Genomic DNA, 19,618 nt, shown 5'->3' with positions numbered 1-19,618 from the left:
GCTGCGGCGGACCAAGGGACAAGCACTCATGAAAACCCATGCACAAGCTGTCGTGATCGGAGGGGGCCTTGCCGGCTGTTCGATCCTGTACCATCTGGCCAAGCTTGGCTGGACCGACGTTGTCCTACTGGAACGGAACGAGTTGACCTCCGGCTCGACCTGGCACGCAGCGGCGAATATCCACGGGCTGCACGATAACAACAACATCACCCGCATCCAGCACTATACGATGAATCTGTATAAACAGCTGGAACAGGAAACCGGCCAAAGCTGCGGCGTATTCCAGCCCGGCTCGCTCTATCTGGCCCAGACCGAAGAGCGTGAGCACCAGCTGCGCCTGCAAGAGGCCAAGGCCCGGTTCTATGGTCTGAACTTCTACGAAGTCAGCCGTGAAGAAGCCAAGGAACTGCATCCGCTGGCGCAGTTCGATGACATCCGCTGCATCATGTACGAACCCGATGGCGGCAATGTCGACCCGTCGGGCGTGCCGCATGCCTATGCCGCCGGGGCCCGTGCGATGGGGGCCACTATTGAACGGTTCTGCCCGGTGACGGGAACCGAACAACAACCCGACGGCAGCTGGATCGTGCGCACGCCCAAAGGCGACATTCACACCCAGTGGGTTGTCAACGCCGCCGGTCTCTGGGGGCGCGAGGTGGCGGCGCTTGCGGGTCTGACCCTGCCGCTGCAACCGACCGAGCATCAGTATTTCGTGACCGAAAGCATCGACGAGGTCGCCAGCCTGGGGCGCCGTCTGCCCTCGATCGCCGACCGCGACGGCGAATATTACTTCCGGCAAGAGGGCAACGGCCTTCTGATCGGAGCTTATGAGAAAGATATGAAATTCTGGGCCGAAGACGGCACGCCGCTGGATTTTGCCCATGATCTGTTCCCCGACGATCTGGACCGGATCATGGAAAACGTGATCCGCGCCACCGAACGCGTGCCGGTCGCGGCCACTGCCGGGGTGAAACGCGTGATCAACGGGCCGATGATCTGGTCGCCCGACGCCAACATGCTGTGGGGGCCGGTGCCCGAGCTGAAGAACTATTTCCTCTGCGGCGGCCTGATCCCCGGTTTCTCGCAATCCGGGGGGTTGGGTCTGCTGGCGGCGCAATGGATGATCGAGGGCGAGCCGCAATATGACATGTTCGCCTGGGATCTGGCCCGGTTTGGCGACTGGGCCGACAAGGCATTCACTAAGGCCCGTGTTCAGGATGCCTACACCCACCGCTTCAAGATCCATTTCCCCAACGAGGAACGCAGCGCAGGCCGTCCGGCCCGTGTGCGCCCCGCCTATGAGATGCAGAAGCAGATGGGCTGCGTCTTTGGCCTTAATTGCGGCTGGGAACATCCGCTCTGGTTCGCCGATGAGCCCGAGGTGGAAGAGACCACCGGCTTTACCCGCCAGAACTGGTGGAAGCCCGTGGGCCGAGAGGTGCAGATGCTGCGCGACAGCGTGGGCCTGATCGACATTTCGAACTTCGCCAATTACGTGATCAAGGGCCCCGGTGCCCATGACTGGCTGGACCGTCTGGTGGCCAATCGGGTGCCTGCCGAAGTGGGGCGCAGCTGTCTGACGCCGTTGATCTCGGTTCGCGGTGGCGTGGCGGGCGATTTCACCATCACCAAGCTGGCCGAGGATGAATACATGATGATTGGATCCGGCATGGCCGAACGCTATCATCAGCGCTTCTTTCAAATGGTGGAAATGCCCGAGGGCACAACTCTTGAGGTCGCCACCGACCGCATCGCAGGGTTCAACATCGCAGGCCCCAGGTCACGCGAAGCGCTGGCACGCCTGACCAATGCCGATCTGTCGAACGAGGCGTTCCGCTTCATGCAGTCGCAGAAAATCACGGTCGCCGGCGTCGAATGCGTGGCCATCCGGGTCAGCTTTACCGGCGATCTGGGCTGGGAACTGCACTGCGCCGAGGGGGATCAGGTGGCGCTCTACACCGCCCTGCTTGAGGCCGCCAAAGACTGTGGTGGCGGTCCGGTGGGCGGGCGCGCGCTGGGGGCGCTGCGGATCGAAAAGGGCTATGGCTCGTGGGGTCGAGAGTTTTCTCAGGAATACTGGCCGCAAGAGGTCGGGCTGGCCGGCCTGATCAAGCTGGACAAGGATTTCCTGCACAAAAACGCCTATCTGTCCATCAAGGACAACCCCGCGCGCGAGGTGCTGTCCGTCTTCGAACTGGATGTGACCGCAGATGCCGACGCAACCGGGGGTGAGCCGATCTTTACCCCCGACGGCGCGCCCGTGGGTCGTGTCACGTCGGGGGCGTTCGGCTATTCGGTCGGGAAATCGCTGGCGCTGGGGTTCCGCAACCCAAACAGGGCACAGCCGGGCGATGAGGTGGTCATTCAGGTCATCGGCAAACCGCACAAGGCGCGCGTACTGGCCGAGGCTCCGTTTGACCCGACAGGCGCCAGACTGCGGTGCTGACGCTCATAACCCGTCTACAGGCAGGCAAGGCCAATAAGACGCTCCAAAAGATGTCTCGTCCCGGCCCTTCAGGCGACTTCATCTTTTTCCAAATACTCCCGCCGGAGGCGTCCGAACTCACCCACCAGCGCATTGCGGGCGCCACTCTTGCGCCACCGGGTCACAAATGCGCAGGCAGTCCACCGCGCGTGCAGCGATCTGGGACACGATATCCATCAGGGTGTCGGGCTTCAGATAAAACGCAGGAACCGGGGGCAGGATGACGGCCCCCATTTCTGCCGCCGCCGTCATGTTGCGCAAATGGGCCAGCGTCAACGGTGCTTCGCGTGTCAGTAAAACCAACGGCCTGCGTTCCTTGAGCTGAACACTGGCGGCGCGCGTCAGCAGGTTATCGTCCAGCCCATGCGCAATTGCGGCAAGCGTTCGCATGGAACAGGGCGCAACGATCATGCCGGATACCGGAACCGACCCGGACGCAATGCTGGCACCGATATCGGCGCTCGGGTGATGCCGCGTCACCAGTTGCCGCAGGTTTGGCAAAGCGTCCGGGCCGCATTCCTGCGCAAGGGTCCGCATCCCGGCTGCGCTGACCACAAGATCGGTCTCGATATCCGATGACGCCAGACACCGGGCCACGGCAAGGCCCAACGCCGCGCCCGACGCACCGGATACCCCCAGAACAACACGGGTGTTTGTCATGCTCTCAGCTCCGGCATCAATCGGTTTACAAGGTCTTCCGCAAAGGCGTGATCTCCATCCGCAGTGTGCATCACCGTCCCCCATTCCCGCTGCGTTTCACTGCCCAGTTTCGTCGTGGCGTCGATGCCGATTTTTCCGGCCAGACCGGGTTCGGGCGATGCGAAATCCAGATAATCCATAGGTGTCCTGTCCAGCACCATCACATCCCGGCCCGGGTCCATGCGTGTGGCAAGCACCCAGGCTATATCCTCCCAGTTTCGGGGGTCGATATCAGCATCGACCGCGATGATCATTTTCGTATAGCTGAATTGCGGCAGCATTCCCCACAGGGCCATCATCACGCGCCGGGCCTGCCCCGGATACCGTTTGTCGATGGCAACGATTGCGATGCGATAGGAACAGGCGGCGGGCGGCAGCCAAAGATCGTGGATTTCGGGGATTTGCGCGCGGATGGTCGGCAAGGCCAGACGGTTGAACACCTCGCCAATGATCGACGGCTCGTCCGGTGGCCGCCCGGTATAGGTGGAAAGATACAGCGGCGCGTCCCGATGGGTGACAGCGCTGACCTGCATCACCGGAAAGGGTTCAGCCGGGTTGTAATAGCCGGTGTGATCCCCAAAAGGCCCCTCGGGGGCGGTTTCGCTTGGTGAAACCCAACCTTCCAGAACAATCTCGGCATCAGCAGGGACCAGCAGGGGGATGGTTCTGGCCGGGATCAGATGTGGTCGCTTCTGGTTCAGGGCTCCGGCAAATGTCAGCTCGGATACCGCCTCTGGCAGTGGCAAGGCCGCCGACAACAGCGTCGCGGGGTTTGCGCCCAGCACAATTGCGACGGGCATCTTTTCGGCGCACCTCGCCCAGCTTCTGTGATGCGCCGCGCCGCCGCGATGAGGCAGCCAGCGCATGATGACACGGTTCCGGTCCAGCACCTGAACACGGTAAACCCCCGCGTTATAGCCTTGCGCCGCGTTGGCATCGCCGCCGTAGGGCCGGGTAAGGACCACGGGCCATGTGATCAGCGGCCCCACATCACCGGGCCAGTGCGTCTGGACCGGCAGTGTGGTCAGGTCCACATTCGCCCCGCTGTGGCAGTGGCTTTGAACCGGGGCCGTTCTGACCAGTTTCGGTCGGGTCGACAGGGCCGCCTTCAGCATCGGCCATCTGGCCAGCGCGTCCCGCACCCCGTCCGGCGGCGTCGGGGCCCGCAGCGCGGCCAGAAAGGCGCCCAGATCGTCCAGCCCGTCGGGTGTGACACCCAGCCCGGCAGCAACCCGCTCTGCCGTTCCGAACAGGTTGACGACGACCGGGGTATCGAACCGATCAGTGGCCACGTCTGTCGGGTGGTCAAATTGCAGAACCGGTCCGCCCGCCTCAAGCACGGCGCGGTGAACAGCGGTCATCTGGTGGCGTACGGAAACCGGATCAGGGATGCGCCTGAACTGTCCGGTGTCCTCGCACCATTTCAGAAAATGCCGAAGGCTGGGATATTGCGGCAGGGTGCGAATGGGGTTGCTCCGACGGTGGTGTCCACCCTCTAGCAACGAAAGCGAGGGGTCGAATTGACAACCGTCAAGTCACCCCTGCCGCGATCGTCCTAGGAAGGCATCCAAGGTCACAATGTTGAGACAGCAGGAGGTCTTATTGCCCGTTCCTGAGAACACGATACCGCGCTGCCCGGCGGCTTTGGCGGCGATGCTTCGGATAGCGCCGCTTGCCCCCTTATCACTGTCGCTGACGGTCTTCACGCGCCAGTTGGCAAAGAAAAACCCGGAAATGTTTCAACGGCTTGGCGCATACGGAAGATCAGTTTTCGTTCTTGATCCGACGGATTTGCCTGTTGTCCTGCTGCTTGATCCGAATGGCGGTGCCCCAAAGGTGACACTGACCCGGCGCGGCGGGACAGGGGTTGCGCGTATTTCCGGCCCTCTGGCGGCCCTTCTTGGGCTGGTTCACGGCGCGTTTGACGGCGATGCGCTGTTCTTCTCACGTGATCTGGTGATCGAGGGCGATACGGCTGCGGCGCTGGCGCTGCGCAATGCAATCGACGACGCGGAACTGGACCTCGCGCACGAGGCCGAAGCCCTCTCCGGCCCGCTTGCGCGCCCGCTCAAGCAGCTCATCGCGTTGGTGGAACGTCGAACCGGCCTGTACCTGACCCGACCGGAAGACGCTGTACTATGGTAATGGAAATCGTCTGCCCGGCAGGAACGCCCGCCGCTTTGCGCGCAGCCGTCAAGGCCGGGGCGCATACGGTCTATTGCGGCTTCAATGATGAAACCAATGCGCGCAACTTTCCCGGTCTGAACTTTGACCGGGCCGAAATGCGCGCGGGCGTTGCCTTTGCCCATGACCACGGGGCCAGGGTGCTGGTTGCGATCAACACGTTTCCCCGCGCGGGCAGCGAAGCAATCTGGCACCGCGCCGTGGCCGATGCGGAAACCTGCGGCGCGGATGCCGTGATCCTCGCCGATATCGGGCTGCTGGATTATGCCGCGTGCAACCATCCGGGGCTGCGCAGGCACCTGTCCGTGCAGGCCGCGGCGGCGAATGCCGATGTGATCAACTTCTATGCCGAAACTTTTGGCGTCAAACGCGTGGTCCTGCCGCGCGTGCTGTCGGTTCCCGAAATCGCCGCCATCAACGCCGAAACAGAAGTCGAGACCGAGGTTTTTGTGTTCGGCGGGCTCTGTGTGATGGCCGAAGGTCGCTGTTCGCTGTCCTCTTATGCCACCGGGCTGTCTCCGAACATGAATGGCGTCTGTTCGCCCGCCAGCCATGTTGAATACCAGAACGACAAGGGCGCGTTGAACACCCGTCTGGGTGGCTACCTGATCCACCGGGTCGAACGAAACCAGCCTGCACCCTATCCGACACTGTGCAAAGGGTGCTTTTCCGCAGGTGAAAAGACGGGCCACCTGTTCGAAGACCCCGTCAGCCTGAACGCGGAACGGCTGATCCCGCAATTGCAGAAGGCCGGTGTCACCGCGCTGAAGATCGAAGGGCGCCAGCGCTCGAAATCCTACGTTGCGCAGGTGGTTCGGAACTTCCGTGCCGCTGTCGACGCGCTTGAGGCCGGGCGCCCTCTGCCCGAGGGGATGTTGGCCCGTTTGTCCGAAGGGCAGGCCATGACAACCGGCGCATACAAAAAGACCTGGAGATAGCGTGATGGAACTGACCGTTGGCCCCAACCAGTTTTTCTGGCCCGCCGAGAACTGGACTTCCTTTTATGAGGATCTGGCCCAAACCCCCGTCGACCGCATCGTGCTGGGTGAGCTGGTTTGCTCCAAGCGCCTGCCGTTCTATCAGGACCGGATCCCCGACGCGATTGCCCGGCTGGTTGAGGCTGGCAAACAGGTTGCGCTGACCAGTCTTGCACTGGTGACGCTCAGGCGTGAACGCAAGCTGACCGCCGATCTGGCGGATCTGGGCGTCACGGTCGAGATCAACGATCTGACCGCGCTGGCGCATCTGCCCGAAAACACCGATTTCGATGTCGGACCGCTGATCAATGTCTATAACGAAGGCACATTGGAATGGCTGGCGACACGCGGGGCGCGTCGCATATGCCTGCCGCCGGAACTGCCAATCGCCTCGGTCAGGGTTCTGGCACAGGCCGCCGCCCGTCTGGGTGTCGCGGTCGAGGTTTGGGGCCATGGTCGCCTGCCGCTGGCCATCTCCGGCCGGTGTTACCACGCGCGCCTGCATGGGCGCAGCAAAGACAACTGCCAGTTTGCCTGTGAAAACGATCCCGACGGGCTGGATGTGCTGACCGGGGATGGACAGCCGTTCATGGCCATGAACGGCGTGCAGACCCTGTCAGACAGCTATGCCTGCACGGATCACCAGATCGAGTTGCTGCAAAGCGCGGGCGTCTCGGCCCTGCGCCTGTCGCCGCAATCTCAGGGGTTCCCAAGGCTCTGCGCGCTCTACCGTCAGCGGCTGGATGGTCAACTTGACCGGGGCGATCTGGAACATGCCCTGTGCACGGACGAGCCCGATATAAGGCTAAGCGATGGGTTCCTGACCGGCGCATCCGGTGCTGAATGGTCGGGTTCGGCACGCGTGTCCACCGAAGCGGCACGCTGATCATTCTGGAAAAGTCCGGCATCCGTGGGCGAATGTTTGAGGCGACCAGAGGAAGCGATCCGAAACATCCACGGATCGTCCTGCGCAGTCAGGTGGTCACTGGCAGACGTTGCCGCACCAGTTCGGCCCACAGGTTTGCCCCCAATGGCAGCAGCGCGTCGTTGAAATCATAATCGTCCGCGTGCAGGGGGCGGCCATTCGACCCCTCGGTTCCATTGCCGATCAGCAGAAAACACCCCGGAACCGCAGCCGCAAATTCCGCGAAATCCTCGGAAAACGACATGGCGGTCCGGTCGCCGTCAACCTCCAGACCCAGCGTTTTTGCTGCTGAAACCACATGGGTTGCGGCGTCGGTATCGTTGATTGCCTCGATGAATTCGGTCCGGAATTCCACCGTCACCGCGACACCGTGGCTTTCCGCCACGCCCGCCGCGATCTGCCGCATATGGTGTTCAATCCGCGCGCGGTCATCGGGGGACATCGCCCGTGCGTCCCCTTTCAACACTGTTCGACCCGGCAGGACGTTGCGCTGCCCATCGGTGATGAACTCGGTCACGGAAACGACCGCGCCAGACAATGGGGCAAGCTTTCGCGAAACGATGGTTTGCAAGGCCAGAACAAGCTCTGCTGCGGGCGTGATTGTCTCGCGCCCGACATGGGGCATCGAGGCATGGCCGCCCTGACCGGTGATGGTGATCTCGAATAGGCTTTCGCTGCAACAAATGACACCGGCGCGGGTTGAAACCCGCCCGACGGGTTCGCCCGGCAGATTGTGCGCGCCATAGATTTCGTCAATCGGAAAATCCCGCAGGACGCCTTCCTCAATCATCGCCCGCGCGCCCAGCCCGTGCTCCTCGTTGGGCTGGAACAGGAAGACAACGGTGCCGTCAAAGCCCTGATCCCTGGCCAAAAGCTCGGCCGCGCCCAGCAGCATCGTCGTATGGCCGTCATGGCCGCAGGCATGCATCACGCCCGGGTTCCGAGACTTGTAGGCAAAGCTGTTGGCTTCGGTAATGGGCAGCGCGTCGAAATCCGCGCGCAGACCGATGGACCGGTTGCCATGGCCCGCGCGCAGAACACCAACAACGCCGACACCTTCATGCACCTCGATGCCAAGGCTTCTCAGGTGATCGGCGATCCGGGCCTTGGTCCAGTCCTCCTGAAAGCCAAGCTCGGGGTTGCGGTGAAACTCATGCCGCAGGGCGCGCAGGTTTTCGAAAAAACTCGTCATGGCAACTCTCCTTCGTCCTGCTTTCTTTCGTCATTGCTACAGGGTTTTGCAATCCCGCTCAAAGATAGGTTCCGATTGATGCACGTTGCCCCCGGATGAGAGCCCTGAACAATTTCGATCCCGCGAGGGGAACACCAGCCCACGCATCACAAGACGGCAGGTCTGTAATCCATTCTGCGCCTACATCCCGTTGCGGGGGATGACAAAAGACTGTTCTTCCTCAAAGATCAGGTCGTCACCCGACCACGCCTTTAGGCGAGCGGTCAGGTGAAATTCGGTCGCTGTCGCCCTTTGTTCGGAATGGGTCCAGATCTTGGCTGACCACCCTTCGCGGTCGAAACCGGCGGTTTGCTCCATTGTGGCCACTGCCGACAATGGATCACCCGGCTGGATGGTATAGCGTCGATCCGACATATCGCTCAGCACCGTGCCGATATCGTCAAGGCGAATATCGCCCACCGGCCCAAAGACACCCCCGTCAAGGAAATACCTGTGTGTCACCTCACCATTGGTCAGATCGGTGTGGACCGAACGCTCCATCGACCCGGAGCGGACGTTTGTCTTCCGCGGGGCGACGTCAGGACGCTGAGGTTCGGGCAGAGGGCGTGGGGCTGGCGCGTCATCTCGCAGGCTGCGCACGGGCAGGATCAGCCGCGATGTGCCGGGTCGGATCGTCAGTGTAACCGGCTCGGGCGCTGGCCACAGAACCGGCCAATAGGCAGACGCGATTTGCAGAACGATGCGATGACCCGCCAACACCCGATAACCGGTTCCATAAAGCGGGACAGTCACGTGCATGTCTTCGCCGGGTGTGATCGGTGTCGGTTCAGTGTCGCTGATCCGGTGGGTCAGATTGCAGAACCCGCGTGCAATCAATGTCTGCGCGCCGTCCGGGGCCTCATCCACCAGCAAGGCCGCAACAAAACCCTGCGCCCGATCGGCGGAAACTGTCAGGTCTACCGAGGGCTGGCCCAGAATATCTATGGGCTTTTCCAAGGGCTTTGCTTTGAATTGCAGCGCCCCTGCGGCCTCGATCCGGCAATCTGCTGCCATATCTCCGGGTATTGCAAAGGAACACATGTCGCCCGCTGCGGCCCCGAAATTCTGCGGCGAACAAACCGACATCTCCCCGCCCGACCCGGCGGAGGCGTCCAGCGTTCCGTCATTCAGCCACAAGGGCTGGTCCTTGACATGTGGCGACGGCCAGCTTGGCTCCTCGATCCACCGCCCCTCGCGGTGCACATGAGTTCCGGACGGGGCGGCACTGTCCTGCAGGAAAAACCGCAAGGGCGGCTCGTCCATCAGGCCGGTGTCGATCCCCTTCAGCCAATGGTCCCAGAACCGGATCACCTCGCCGACGAAATCGACCCGGGGCCCTGGCACCCCTTCTTGCGGGTACAGATGCGCCCAGGGGCCCATCAGGATCTTGACCGGCCCACTCAGGTGTTCCGCGATGCGGAACGGAGTGTCGCGATACAGGTCCATCCATCCGCCAAAGAAATACACCGGCACATCGACATCCGCATAGTTTTCGCAGATCGAGCCGCGCCGCCACATGTCGTCATGGGTCTGATGTTCCAGCCACATGGCGGGCCAGAATTCGACCCCCTCCAACCGTGTGCGCCACATGTCGATCCAGCGATCCGCGCCCACGATCTCGGGGTCGGGCGGCATGGCATTGTACAGCTGCATGATCGAGCCCCACCAGAAATTGTCATTGGCCAGACAGCCGCCGTAAAAGTGAATATCCTCGCGCCAGCGGTCATCCGTTCCCATCACCGGCGCAATCGCCTTCAGCGCTGGTGGGCGGGTCGCGGCCACCTGAAAGGCGTTATACGCCCCCCAGCTTTTTCCGAACATTCCGACATTTCCGTCGCACCAGTCCTGAGCTGCAATCCACTGGATGATGTCGTGCCCATCCTGAATCTCCTGATGCGAATACTCATCCTCGGGGATCCCGTCGCTGTCACCATAACCGCGGATATCCACCCGGATCGACGCATAGCCTGCTGCGGCGAAATGCGGATGCATGCTTTCATCCCGCATCCGGGTGCGATCCCGGCGGCGATAGGGAATGTATTCCAGAACACAGGGAACAGGCGTCGTTCGGGCCGAGCGGGGCAGCCAAAGCCGTGCCGCAAGCCTTGCGCCGTCCGGCATGGGGATCCAAACGGTTTCGATGACCTCTGTGTTGCTCATGTCCGGTCCTTTGACTGACTGTCAGGTGAAAGGCTGCTTGTGGCGTGCTTCAATGATCTCACCACCGAAGCCCCAAGCGCAGCGCATCATAAATGGCGGCATGCGTGTTACGTGATGAAACGGCATCTCCGATCCGGTACAGATCAAACCCGGCCTCCGGGACAGATTGTGGAAACACGGGGCCGGACCCGCCGACCAGCGCTTCATAATCCACGGCGCCCAGGTTGCGCGACAGCGGTTTCAGGTCGAAGTACAGATCATCCAGCGGCAAAACACCCTGATTGACAACCACCTGATCATACAGGCGCTTTTCTATCAGGTCCGAGTAATCCGTTCCAATGGCTGCCTCCAGCTGGTTGCCTGATCGCACCAGTGATTTCAGCGTCCGGGCGACTGTAAACACGGCTCCGGTCTTTTGCAGGGCCCGCATATAGGGCACCAGGTTCATCCCCATGATTTCGGGGGCAAAACTGCGGTCGCGGGTCATGATTTCTACCCGCCCCCCTGCCTGCGCGATAGCCTCAGCCGCCATCAGGGCCGGGTGATCCCCCGCATCGTCATAGATAAGGACATTGTCGCCGGGGCGCACATCACCGGTCAGGATATCCCAGGCAGTAACCGCCAGATCGTTGCCCGTTTCCAGAACCGTCACCTCGGGCAACCCGCCGGTTGCGATCACCACCATATCCGGCGCAAGCGCGGTTACAGCATCGGCGTCCGCAAAGGTGTTGAACCGAAATGTCACGTCGCGCGCCGCGCATTGGGCCATGCGCCAGTCGATGATCCCGATCATCTCGGCCCGGCGTCGGGATTGCGCGGTCAGCCGCACCTGACCGCCGGGTTCGGGCGCGGCCTCAAGAACGGTGACGTCATGCCCGCGCTCGGCCGCAACCCGCGCGGCCTCAAGCCCGCCGGGGCCTGCGCCCACAATCACCGCGCGGCGGCGCGTTTCAGCGGCGGGGATCACATGCGGCATCGACAATTCGCGCCCGGTGGCCGGGTTGTGGATGCACAGCGCCTCACCCGCCTGATAAATGCGGTCAAGACAATAGGTGGCGCCAACGCAAGGCCGGATGTCCTCTTCCCGTCCGGCCCGGATTTTGGCAACGATCATCGGATCGGCCATATGTGCGCGGGTCATGCCGACCATGTCCAGCAGGCCCGAGGCCACCGCATGCCGTGCCGTTGCCACATCGGGAATGCGCGCGGCGTGAAAGGTCGGCATCCCAACCTCGGCCCTCACGCGCCCGGCGAAATCCAGATGGGGTGCGCTTTTCATGCCCTGAACCGGGATCACGTCCGTCATGGCCGGGTCGGTATGAATACGCCCGCGAATAATGTTCAGGAAATCGACCTGACCACTGTCACGCAGCCTTCGGGCAATCTCCAGCCCTTCCGCTTCGGTGATGCCGCCCTTTTCCACCTCGTCGGCGGTGTAACGGACCCCTATGATGAAATCGCGCCCGACGCGGTCGCGGATTGCATCCAGAACCATGAAGCCAAAGCGCAACCGGTTGTCCAGATTGCCCCCAAAAGGCGCGTCCATCCGATTGGTCATCGGCGACCAGAACTGATCGATCAGATGGCCATAGGCCTGCAATTCAATTCCATCCAGCCCGGCGGCCTGCATCCGTTCGGCAGCATCGGCGTAATCGGTCACAATCCGCGCGATGTCGAAATCTTCCATCTTCTTGGCAAAGGCCCGGTGCGCCGGTTCCCGGTCGTGCGACGGCGACAGGGATGGCAGCCAGTCACCCTTGTTCCAGCCCGTGCGCCGCCCCAGATGGGTCAGCTGGATCATCACCGCACAGCCATGGGCATGGCAGGCATCCGTCAGCTCCGCCATCCAGCGGACCACCTCGTCCTTGTAAGCTAGGATATTGTTGAACGCAGGCGGGCTGTCGCGGCTGACAACGGCCGACCCCGCCGTCATGGTCATCGCAACCCCCGCTTTGGCCCGCACCTCGTGATAGGCACGATAACGTTCCGTCGGCATCCCATCTTCGGGATAGGCGGGTTCGTGACTGGTCGTCATGATCCGGTTCTTCAGCGTCAGGTGCTTTAGCTGATAAGGTTGCAGCAAGGCATCGCGGCTCATGATAGCGCCTCGTGATCGGTTTGAGTGCGCAAGGCGGCTACAGGGTCGGATGACATGCGGCTCTCCGGTTGTCTGGGGGCAAGAGGTGTGGGTCTTTGCTGATTGAAATCAAACTGGAATTGCCAAGTCAAACTTGTTTTCAATCAGACGTTTTTGACCCATTTTCCTCATGCCTTACGCCCGAGTGGACAAGACAAGCGCGGCCGCGCGCACCCGGTTGGCGCATGCCTTCAGTGAACAAATCCTCTTGCGGGGTGCCACGCGCAAACAGGCGGCGAGGCCGGGCTCAGGGCACGTCGGAATGGACGCTCAGCAGGGTTTCCAGAAACAGCTTGGCCGCACGTGTCGGATCCGGCTGTTTTCGCGTCACCGCCGCAAAGCGCGTTCTGTATTTGATTTCCTGCGGCATCACCTGCCTCATAAGCCCCTGCTCGACAAATTCCTGCGCCAGATGGTCCGGAAGAAAGCCCAGATAGCTGCCTGACAGAATAAGAATTGCAAGGGCCTGTTCGTTTTGCACTTTGGCAGCGCGCCGAAACCCCAGTTGCTGGCCATAGATCAGGTTGGGCGAATTCACGTTCAGGCCCGCATAGTTGTACGCCTGAATGTCCCGTAAACTCAGCGTGTCAGCGGACTGGCTGAACAACGGATTGTCCTGCCCGCAATACAGAAACATGTTTTCCCCATAAAGCGGCGCATAATGCAGGCTTGCCGAGGGGCGGTGCAGGGCGATGATCCCGACATCCAGCTGCCCGCTGATAACCATGGTCTCAATGACGTTGGGTGGTTCGATTGACAACTCGATCTGGATGGCAGGGGCGGCTTCGTTGAACCTGTGAATGGCGCGGGCAAGGCGCGCTTCGGGGTTCGTGGTACACTGATCGAACAGCGCCACGCGGATACTTCCTGCCAGTTGCTGCTTGATCTCGTTGACTTCTGTTCTGAACTGAGAAACCGAAATCAGCAGGTCTTCAGTCGCGGCCAGCACTTTCTCGCCGTCTTCAGTCAGGGAAAAACCCGCCGGGCCACGGTTGCACAGCTTCAGATCCAGCCGAAGCTCCAGATCCGATATGTGTTTCGAGATTGTTGATTTCCCGATGTTGAGCTCATTTTCCGCCGCTGAAAACCCTCCGCTTTCCGCAACGGTTTTGAAAACCCGAAGAAGGCGGATGTCCGTGTCCCCGATGCGGGTGGCCAGTGGGTTTTGTCTCATATTAAAAGTTCGACATCTGTGAAACCTTTCACGCAAATATTAACAACGACGAAACCATGTTGGCAAGATAGCCTCTTGTGGCCGAGGCAGAATCGGACTGGCCACCTTCTCCCCAGGCCATCGCGCACCTCGAAACACGACAAATGGGAGGACATCCATGTCATTTATCAAAAAGCTTGGCACCATCAGCGCCGCCGTTTCCGTTGCTGCACTGATGGTTGCGGGCACGGCTGATGCGAAGAACTTCAAGATCGCGGTGGGCGATAGCGCAGGAAGCGCACAGGAAGCTCTGGGCATCGCCTTCGTCAAGGCGCTGGAAGAGAAATCGGGCGGTGCACATACCGCAACGCTGTTCCTGAACGGTCAGCTGGGGTCCGAACAGGACACCGTGAACGAAGCGGCGATCGGCACGCTGGATATGTCGCTGCTGGCGATCAACAACATCACGCCTTTTTCGCCTTCGGTCGGTGTTTTCACGCTGCCTTACGTGATCCTCAGCCTGGAAGATGCCGAAAAGCTGACCCAGGGCCCAATCGGTCAGGAACTGGTCGAAAACACCATCCGTGATGCCGGCGTGCGCATCATCGGCTGGACCTATACCGGTTTCCGCCGCCTGACCAACTCGAAAAAACCGGTCAAATCGGTTGCTGACCTTCAGGATCTGGTCATCCGCGTTCCTAAGAACGAGATCATGATCGAAACCTACAAGGCATGGGGCATCAACCCGACGCCGATGGCATGGTCGGAAACCTTCACCGGTCTGCAAACCAAGGTGGTCGACGGGCAGGACAACCCTTATCTGACCATCAACGCGATGAAGTTCTACGAGGTTCAGGACCACGTCACCAACCTGCGCTACATCTTCTCGATTGAACCGCTGATCGTTTCAGAAGCGGTCTTCCAGGACCTGTCCGCAGAAGATCAGGCAATCCTCCTTGAAGCAGGACAAGAAGCCACCCTGGCATCCGCACAATTCCTGCGGGATTCCGAAGCCGCCATCAAGGAAGAGCTGACCGCCAAAGGCATGGAGATCATCGATCCCGAAAACGACGAAGCCGAGTTCATCGAACTGGCGACCGGTGCCGTATGGCCCCAGTTCTACGACTCCATCGGTGGCGTCGAAAAACTGAACACCGTTCTGGAAGCCATCGGCCGCGAGCCGGTGCAGCAATAATCGCCGCAGAGCGATACCGGGAAGAGCGCCACGGCGCTCTTCTCATCTCAGGGAGGAGTGAAACCACATGTTCTGGAAATTTCTGGACAACATAGAAAGTGTCATCTGCCGGATACTCTTATCCGGCTTTGTCTGCCTTTTGTTCGTGCAGATCATCGCGCGCGAGGTCTTCGGCTTTTCGGTCAGCTGGATCGAAGAACTCTCGGTCTACATGTTCGTATGGTTCGTCTATTTCGGTGCAAGTTACGCCGCCCTGAAAGGGGCGCATAACCGCGTGACGTTCCAGTTCAAATTCCTGCCTGACGGGTCGATCAAATATGTCGAAGCCTTTGCCGACCTCTTCTGGCTCTTCTTCAATGTCTACTTCCTCTATCTGGCGACAGACTTTGTTTTCAACAAGATGAACAAGTTCTGGAAATCCCAGACACTGGGCATCGAGATGAAGTATATCTACATGGTGCTGCCCATCGCATTTGCGCTGATGACCTTCCGCATCATTCAGGTGAATTACCGCCGCCTTGTCAAAGGCGAGGACATTCACGATCCCGACCAGATCGATCTGGACGAGATCAAGGCCGCTGCCGAAGCGGCCAAAGACCACTGAGACCGGGAGGGGTAACCATGGAATCCGAAATCGTCACGGTCCTGTTTGGATCATTTCTGTTCTTGCTGCTCATTGGCGCGCCGATCACGGTGGCGCTGGGTGTCGCGTCGCTGATCTCGTTTCTCTATCTGGGCGACAATCCGATCAAGTTCGTGCAGATCGCCTTTACATCCGTGGGCTCGTTCCCGCTGATGGCGCTGCCAGCCTTTATCCTTGCCGGGGCCCTGATGGAGGCTGCCGGTATCTCAAAACGCCTGATCAACGTTGCCGAAAGTCTGGCCGGTCCTTTTACCGGTGGTATTTCGGCCGCAACGGTCATGGCCTGTCTGTTCTTTGGTGCCATCTCGGGCTCGGGCCCGGCAACAACCGCGGCTGTTGGGATGCTGATGATCCCGGCAATGATCGACCGCGGCTATGAGCGCGGCTATGCCTCGGCGATCACTGCGTCCTCTGGCGGCCTCGGGATTATCATTCCTCCCTCCATCCCGATGGTGATCTTCGGCATTGCCGCGCTCGGTATGGCCCCGCCGCCCGAAGCGGTCGAGAAATTCGGCACCTTCCAGTCGGTTTCGATTTCGAAACTGTTCATTGCCGGGTTCGTACCCGCCTTCCTGATCGCCACAAGCCTGCTGATCCTGAACTATTTCATGTCGAAAAAGCGCGGCTACAAAGGCGTCGCCGAGGGCTGGTCGATCCGCAATGTCGGGTGCGAGATGTATCGCGGGTTCTGGTCGTTGATGGCTCCGCTGGTGATCCTGGGCGGTATCTATACCGGCTTTTTCACCCCGACCGAGGCTGCAATCGTCGCGATCTTCTATACCCTGTTCGTGGGTGTCGTCATCTATCGCGAACTGACCTGGCAGTCGCTGTTCCAGTCGCTTGAAGCCACCACATGGCTGACCGGCCGCGTTCTGCTGATCCTGTTCACCGCGACGGTGTTTGGTCGTCTGCTGGTGGAAAACCAGATCCCGGCAATCATCGCAGAAGGGATGCTCAGCTTTACCGACAACCTCTATGTGATCTGGGCGCTGATCATCTTCTTCCTGCTCTTCGTCGGCATGTTCATGGAAACACTGGCCACCATCCTGATCCTTGTTCCGGTGATGCTGCCGGTGGCCTATTCGGTGGGTATTGACCCGATCCATTTTGGCGTGGTGATGGTCTGTACGCTGGGCATCGGGTTCCAGACCCCACCGCTGGGCGAGAACCTGTTCATCGCATCCGGTATCTCGAACATCTCGATCGAACAGATCTCGCTTCGCGCGCTGCCTTTTGCGGCGGCCAACACGGTGGCGATCTTCATCATCGCCTTCTTCCCTGAACTGTCGCTGTGGCTCCCACGGCTGTTTGGCTACTGATCTGAAAGGATGACGACATGAAACAGATGGTCACCAACATCCTGTTTGCCACCGACCTGTCCGAAAACTCGGGTCACGCCATGCGCCATGCCGCAAGCATCGCGCAGGCCACCGGGGCGGAAATTCACGTGCTGCATGTGAATGAACCCCTGTCGGAGGATGCCAAGATCACGATGGAAATCTTCATCATGAACGAAGAGACCCGCAAGGCCGCGATTGAGCGTCGTCACGAGATGGTGCGCAAGGTTCTGGCCGAACGGCAAGCCAAATTCTGGGCGCAGTTCGACGGCGACGACGGGAAAATTCGCGATCAGGTCACCTCGGTCGAGGTGACTGACGGCCATCCCGCAGAAGTGATCTTGCGCCGCTCGGTCGAACTGGGTTGCGACCTGATCGTATTGGGTGCGCATGATCACGGCTTTTCGCACACCTTCCTGGGCACGGTCGCAAAACGCGTTTTGCGGCGCTCCAGGATCCCGACACTGATCGTTCCGAACCCGGACGAAATGTAACAACCCCACTGACAAGGAAGTACAAAATGAACAAAACCCTGACCGCGCAGGACCTGGCGGACACGTTTGACGCGTTCAATCGCCACGACATCGACGGCGTGATGACCCACTTCGCCGACGACTGCGTGTTCTACACCGTGGCCGGTGACGAAAAATACGGCAACAAGGTTGAAGGTGCCGAAGCCATCGCCGCTGCGTTTTCGGGCGTCTGGGCAGGCATGAAAGACGCCCATTGGGATCATCACAGTCATTTTGTCCACGGTGATCGTGCGGTGTCCGAGTGGACCTTCTCGGGAACCGATGCAAACGGTATGCGGATCGAAGCTGAAGGTGCGGATCTGTTCACTGTTCGTGACGGTAAAATCGTTGTAAAACAGGCGCTTCGCAAAACGCGCCCAATGTTCAAAGCCTGATCCGCCGCCCTGCGCGCAGCCTCGGAGAAAAACAAGAATGGTGGATAACAGCATCCCGCGTCACTGGCCCAAGGCCAGCTATGACCCCAAATATGACCCGATCATTGATGCGGGTCCGGGTCACAATCGCGACCACGCGCCCACATATTGGATTGGAACGGCCGGAACACCTCCGGCCGATGATGGACCTGTGTCCAGCGATATGGATGCGGATGTGGTGGTGATCGGATCGGGGTATACCGGCCTGTCCACCGCCATCCATCTTGCCAAGGAACATGGCATTCAAGCCGTTGTTTTAGAAGCAAATACCGTCTCCTGGGGCTGCTCCACCCGCAACGGCGGGCAGGCCCAGATCTCATCCGGGCGGCTCAAGCGGTCGCAATGGATCGAACGGTGGGGAACGGACGTGGCCAAGCGCATGCATGCCGAGGTCACTGAAGCGTTTCAGCTGTTCAACGATCTGATTGCGACCGACGATATCGATTGCGACCCCCAGCCGGGTGGCCACTACTACATCGCGCATCGCGACAAGGTCATGCCGTCCCTCAAGAAAGAGAGCAAGCTGCTCAACGATGTGTTCGGCTATGGCTCGCGCATCCTCTCTCGGGAAGAACTGCACGAAAAGCACGTGCGCGATATGGAGGCCGCAGGTGCCATGTGGGAACCTGACGGGACCTGCATCCATGCGGGTAAACTGGCGTTCGGCTACGTCAACATGGCGCGCCGTCTGGGGGTGAAAATTCACACTGGCAGCCCGGTCATGGGATGGCAGACGAAGAGCGGCGTGCATCACCTGCGCACACCGGGCGGCATCGTCCGCGCCAAAACCGTGGCGTTGGCAACCGCGGGCTATACCCCACCAGGTCTGAACACGCGCACAAAGCACCGCCTGATGCCTATCTTGTCGAACTCGATGGTGACACGGCCGCTGACCCAGGCCGAGCTGGATGAGTGTGGCATTCAGACCAAATCGCCCCTGACGGACACGCGCACCCTGCGCCATTATTATCGTTTATTGCCTGACAACCGGATGCAGATCGGCAGCCGCAGCGCGGTAACAGGACGAGACGCCGAGAACGAAAGACATCTGGAGCTTCTGAAAAAGGGTCTTGCCCGAAAGTTCCCGGCGCTGACGGATATCAACCTCGATTACTCGTGGTGGGGCTGGGTCGATGTCAGCCACGATATGATGCCGCGTATCTTTCAACCGGACCCGGAACAGCGCGTGTTCTACGCGATGGGATATGGTGGCAACGGCGTGATGTACTCGGCTCAGGCCGGGCGTCGTATGGCACAGCTGATCGCGGGCAAGAAAGACAAGGCCTTTGCCCTGCCGATCTTCACGTCCCCGCTGCCCAGCCATGGCATCCTGACACCCTTCCGCCGCCTCGGCCAGCGCATAGCCTATGTCGGCTATTACCTCAGAGACGAAATACTCTAATTTACCAACGCTTTGGCGTTCTGAAGATAAGGAAACACCCCTATGAAGATGACGACGGAAGAGGCCTTTGTTAAGGTTTTGCAGATGCATGGTATTGAACATGCGTTTGGGATCATTGGCTCTGCGATGATGCCGATTTCGGAT

General features: G+C 60.3%; 16 protein-coding genes. 10 read left to right on the top strand and 6 right to left on the bottom strand.

What is annotated here, in order from left to right; genetic code table 11:
* The first annotated feature begins 28 nt into the window (after positions 1-28).
* On the top strand, positions 29-2,446 hold the full coding sequence (locus tag ACR0DY_RS18505; protein ID WP_480898904.1) for a GcvT family protein: 2,418 nt from the start codon (positions 29-31) through the stop codon (positions 2,444-2,446).
* A 117-nt stretch (positions 2,447-2,563) separates the two neighbouring features.
* On the opposite strand, the gene ACR0DY_RS18500 is transcribed toward ACR0DY_RS18505, so the two are convergent.
* Both ACR0DY_RS18500 and ACR0DY_RS18495 read right to left on the bottom strand, forming a co-directional pair.
* Positions 2,564-3,145, bottom strand: coding sequence for a UbiX family flavin prenyltransferase (locus ACR0DY_RS18500; protein WP_480547524.1), 582 nt, complete (start codon positions 3,143-3,145; stop codon positions 2,564-2,566).
* On the bottom strand, positions 3,142-4,650 hold the full coding sequence (locus tag ACR0DY_RS18495) for a UbiD family decarboxylase (RefSeq protein ID WP_480898929.1): 1,509 nt from the start codon (positions 4,648-4,650) through the stop codon (positions 3,142-3,144). Before ACR0DY_RS18495 ends, ACR0DY_RS18500 begins: the two co-directional genes overlap by 4 nt.
* 136 nt (positions 4,651-4,786) lie before the next feature.
* Here ACR0DY_RS18495 and ubiT point away from each other — a divergent pair, with 136 nt between their 5' ends.
* Genes ubiT through ubiV form a run of 3 tightly spaced genes read left to right on the top strand, consistent with a single transcriptional unit; the run spans position 4,787 to position 7,231 of the window.
* On the top strand, positions 4,787-5,329 hold the full coding sequence (gene ubiT, locus ACR0DY_RS18490; protein WP_480484807.1) for a ubiquinone anaerobic biosynthesis accessory factor UbiT: 543 nt from the start codon (positions 4,787-4,789) through the stop codon (positions 5,327-5,329).
* The gene (gene ubiU, locus ACR0DY_RS18485) at positions 5,329-6,306 is read left to right on the top strand and encodes a ubiquinone anaerobic biosynthesis protein UbiU (RefSeq protein WP_480774377.1); all 978 of its coding nucleotides are present in this window, start codon (positions 5,329-5,331) and stop codon (positions 6,304-6,306) included. Before ubiT ends, ubiU begins: the two co-directional genes overlap by 1 nt.
* A gap of 4 nt (positions 6,307-6,310) precedes the next feature.
* A complete protein-coding gene (ubiV, locus tag ACR0DY_RS18480) occupies positions 6,311-7,231 on the top strand; it encodes a ubiquinone anaerobic biosynthesis protein UbiV (RefSeq protein ID WP_480898901.1) in 921 nt (306 codons plus the stop codon).
* A gap of 88 nt (positions 7,232-7,319) precedes the next feature.
* Here ubiV and ACR0DY_RS18475 read toward each other — a convergent pair whose 3' ends face one another.
* From ACR0DY_RS18475 to ACR0DY_RS18460, 4 genes are all read right to left on the bottom strand, one after another.
* Entirely contained in the window at positions 7,320-8,462 is a 1,143-nt protein-coding gene (locus ACR0DY_RS18475) for an amidohydrolase (protein ID WP_480898898.1), read from the bottom strand.
* 180 nt (positions 8,463-8,642) lie between these two features.
* The gene (locus ACR0DY_RS18470) at positions 8,643-10,661 is read right to left on the bottom strand and encodes a CocE/NonD family hydrolase (RefSeq protein WP_480898895.1); all 2,019 of its coding nucleotides are present in this window, start codon (positions 10,659-10,661) and stop codon (positions 8,643-8,645) included.
* 58 nt (positions 10,662-10,719) lie between these two features.
* Positions 10,720-12,759: an oxidoreductase gene (locus tag ACR0DY_RS18465; RefSeq protein ID WP_480898894.1), complete on the bottom strand. Its 2,040-nt coding sequence runs from the start codon at positions 12,757-12,759 to the stop codon at positions 10,720-10,722.
* Positions 12,760-13,045: 286 nt separating this feature from the next.
* On the bottom strand, positions 13,046-13,972 hold the full coding sequence (locus ACR0DY_RS18460; protein WP_480547516.1) for a LysR family transcriptional regulator: 927 nt from the start codon (positions 13,970-13,972) through the stop codon (positions 13,046-13,048).
* A 157-nt stretch (positions 13,973-14,129) separates the two neighbouring features.
* Between ACR0DY_RS18460 and ACR0DY_RS18455 the strand changes: the two genes are divergently transcribed.
* The 6 genes from ACR0DY_RS18455 (at position 14,130) to ACR0DY_RS18430 (ending at position 19,474) form a co-directional block, all read left to right on the top strand.
* The gene (locus ACR0DY_RS18455; protein WP_267366014.1) at positions 14,130-15,146 is read left to right on the top strand and encodes a TRAP transporter substrate-binding protein; all 1,017 of its coding nucleotides are present in this window, start codon (positions 14,130-14,132) and stop codon (positions 15,144-15,146) included.
* 67 nt (positions 15,147-15,213) lie between these two features.
* Positions 15,214-15,750 carry a TRAP transporter small permease gene (locus ACR0DY_RS18450; protein ID WP_480477503.1) on the top strand — a complete coding sequence of 179 codons (537 nt, stop codon included), beginning with the start codon at positions 15,214-15,216 and terminating at the stop codon, positions 15,748-15,750.
* A gap of 17 nt (positions 15,751-15,767) precedes the next feature.
* Positions 15,768-17,108 carry a TRAP transporter large permease gene (locus tag ACR0DY_RS18445; protein ID WP_480477501.1) on the top strand — a complete coding sequence of 447 codons (1,341 nt, stop codon included), beginning with the start codon at positions 15,768-15,770 and terminating at the stop codon, positions 17,106-17,108.
* 17 nt (positions 17,109-17,125) lie between these two features.
* A complete protein-coding gene (locus ACR0DY_RS18440; RefSeq protein ID WP_480547514.1) occupies positions 17,126-17,620 on the top strand; it encodes a universal stress protein in 495 nt (164 codons plus the stop codon).
* A gap of 26 nt (positions 17,621-17,646) precedes the next feature.
* Positions 17,647-18,033 carry a nuclear transport factor 2 family protein gene (locus ACR0DY_RS18435; RefSeq protein WP_209507924.1) on the top strand — a complete coding sequence of 129 codons (387 nt, stop codon included), beginning with the start codon at positions 17,647-17,649 and terminating at the stop codon, positions 18,031-18,033.
* Positions 18,034-18,070: 37 nt separating this feature from the next.
* A complete protein-coding gene (locus ACR0DY_RS18430) occupies positions 18,071-19,474 on the top strand; it encodes an NAD(P)/FAD-dependent oxidoreductase (RefSeq protein ID WP_480547512.1) in 1,404 nt (467 codons plus the stop codon).
* The last annotated feature ends 144 nt before the right edge of the window (positions 19,475-19,618 follow it).

Source organism: Ruegeria sp. O6 (assembly GCF_056535045.1).
The sequence above is the reverse complement of the archived record's forward strand: the minus strand, read 5'-3'. Positions and strand labels throughout refer to the sequence as shown.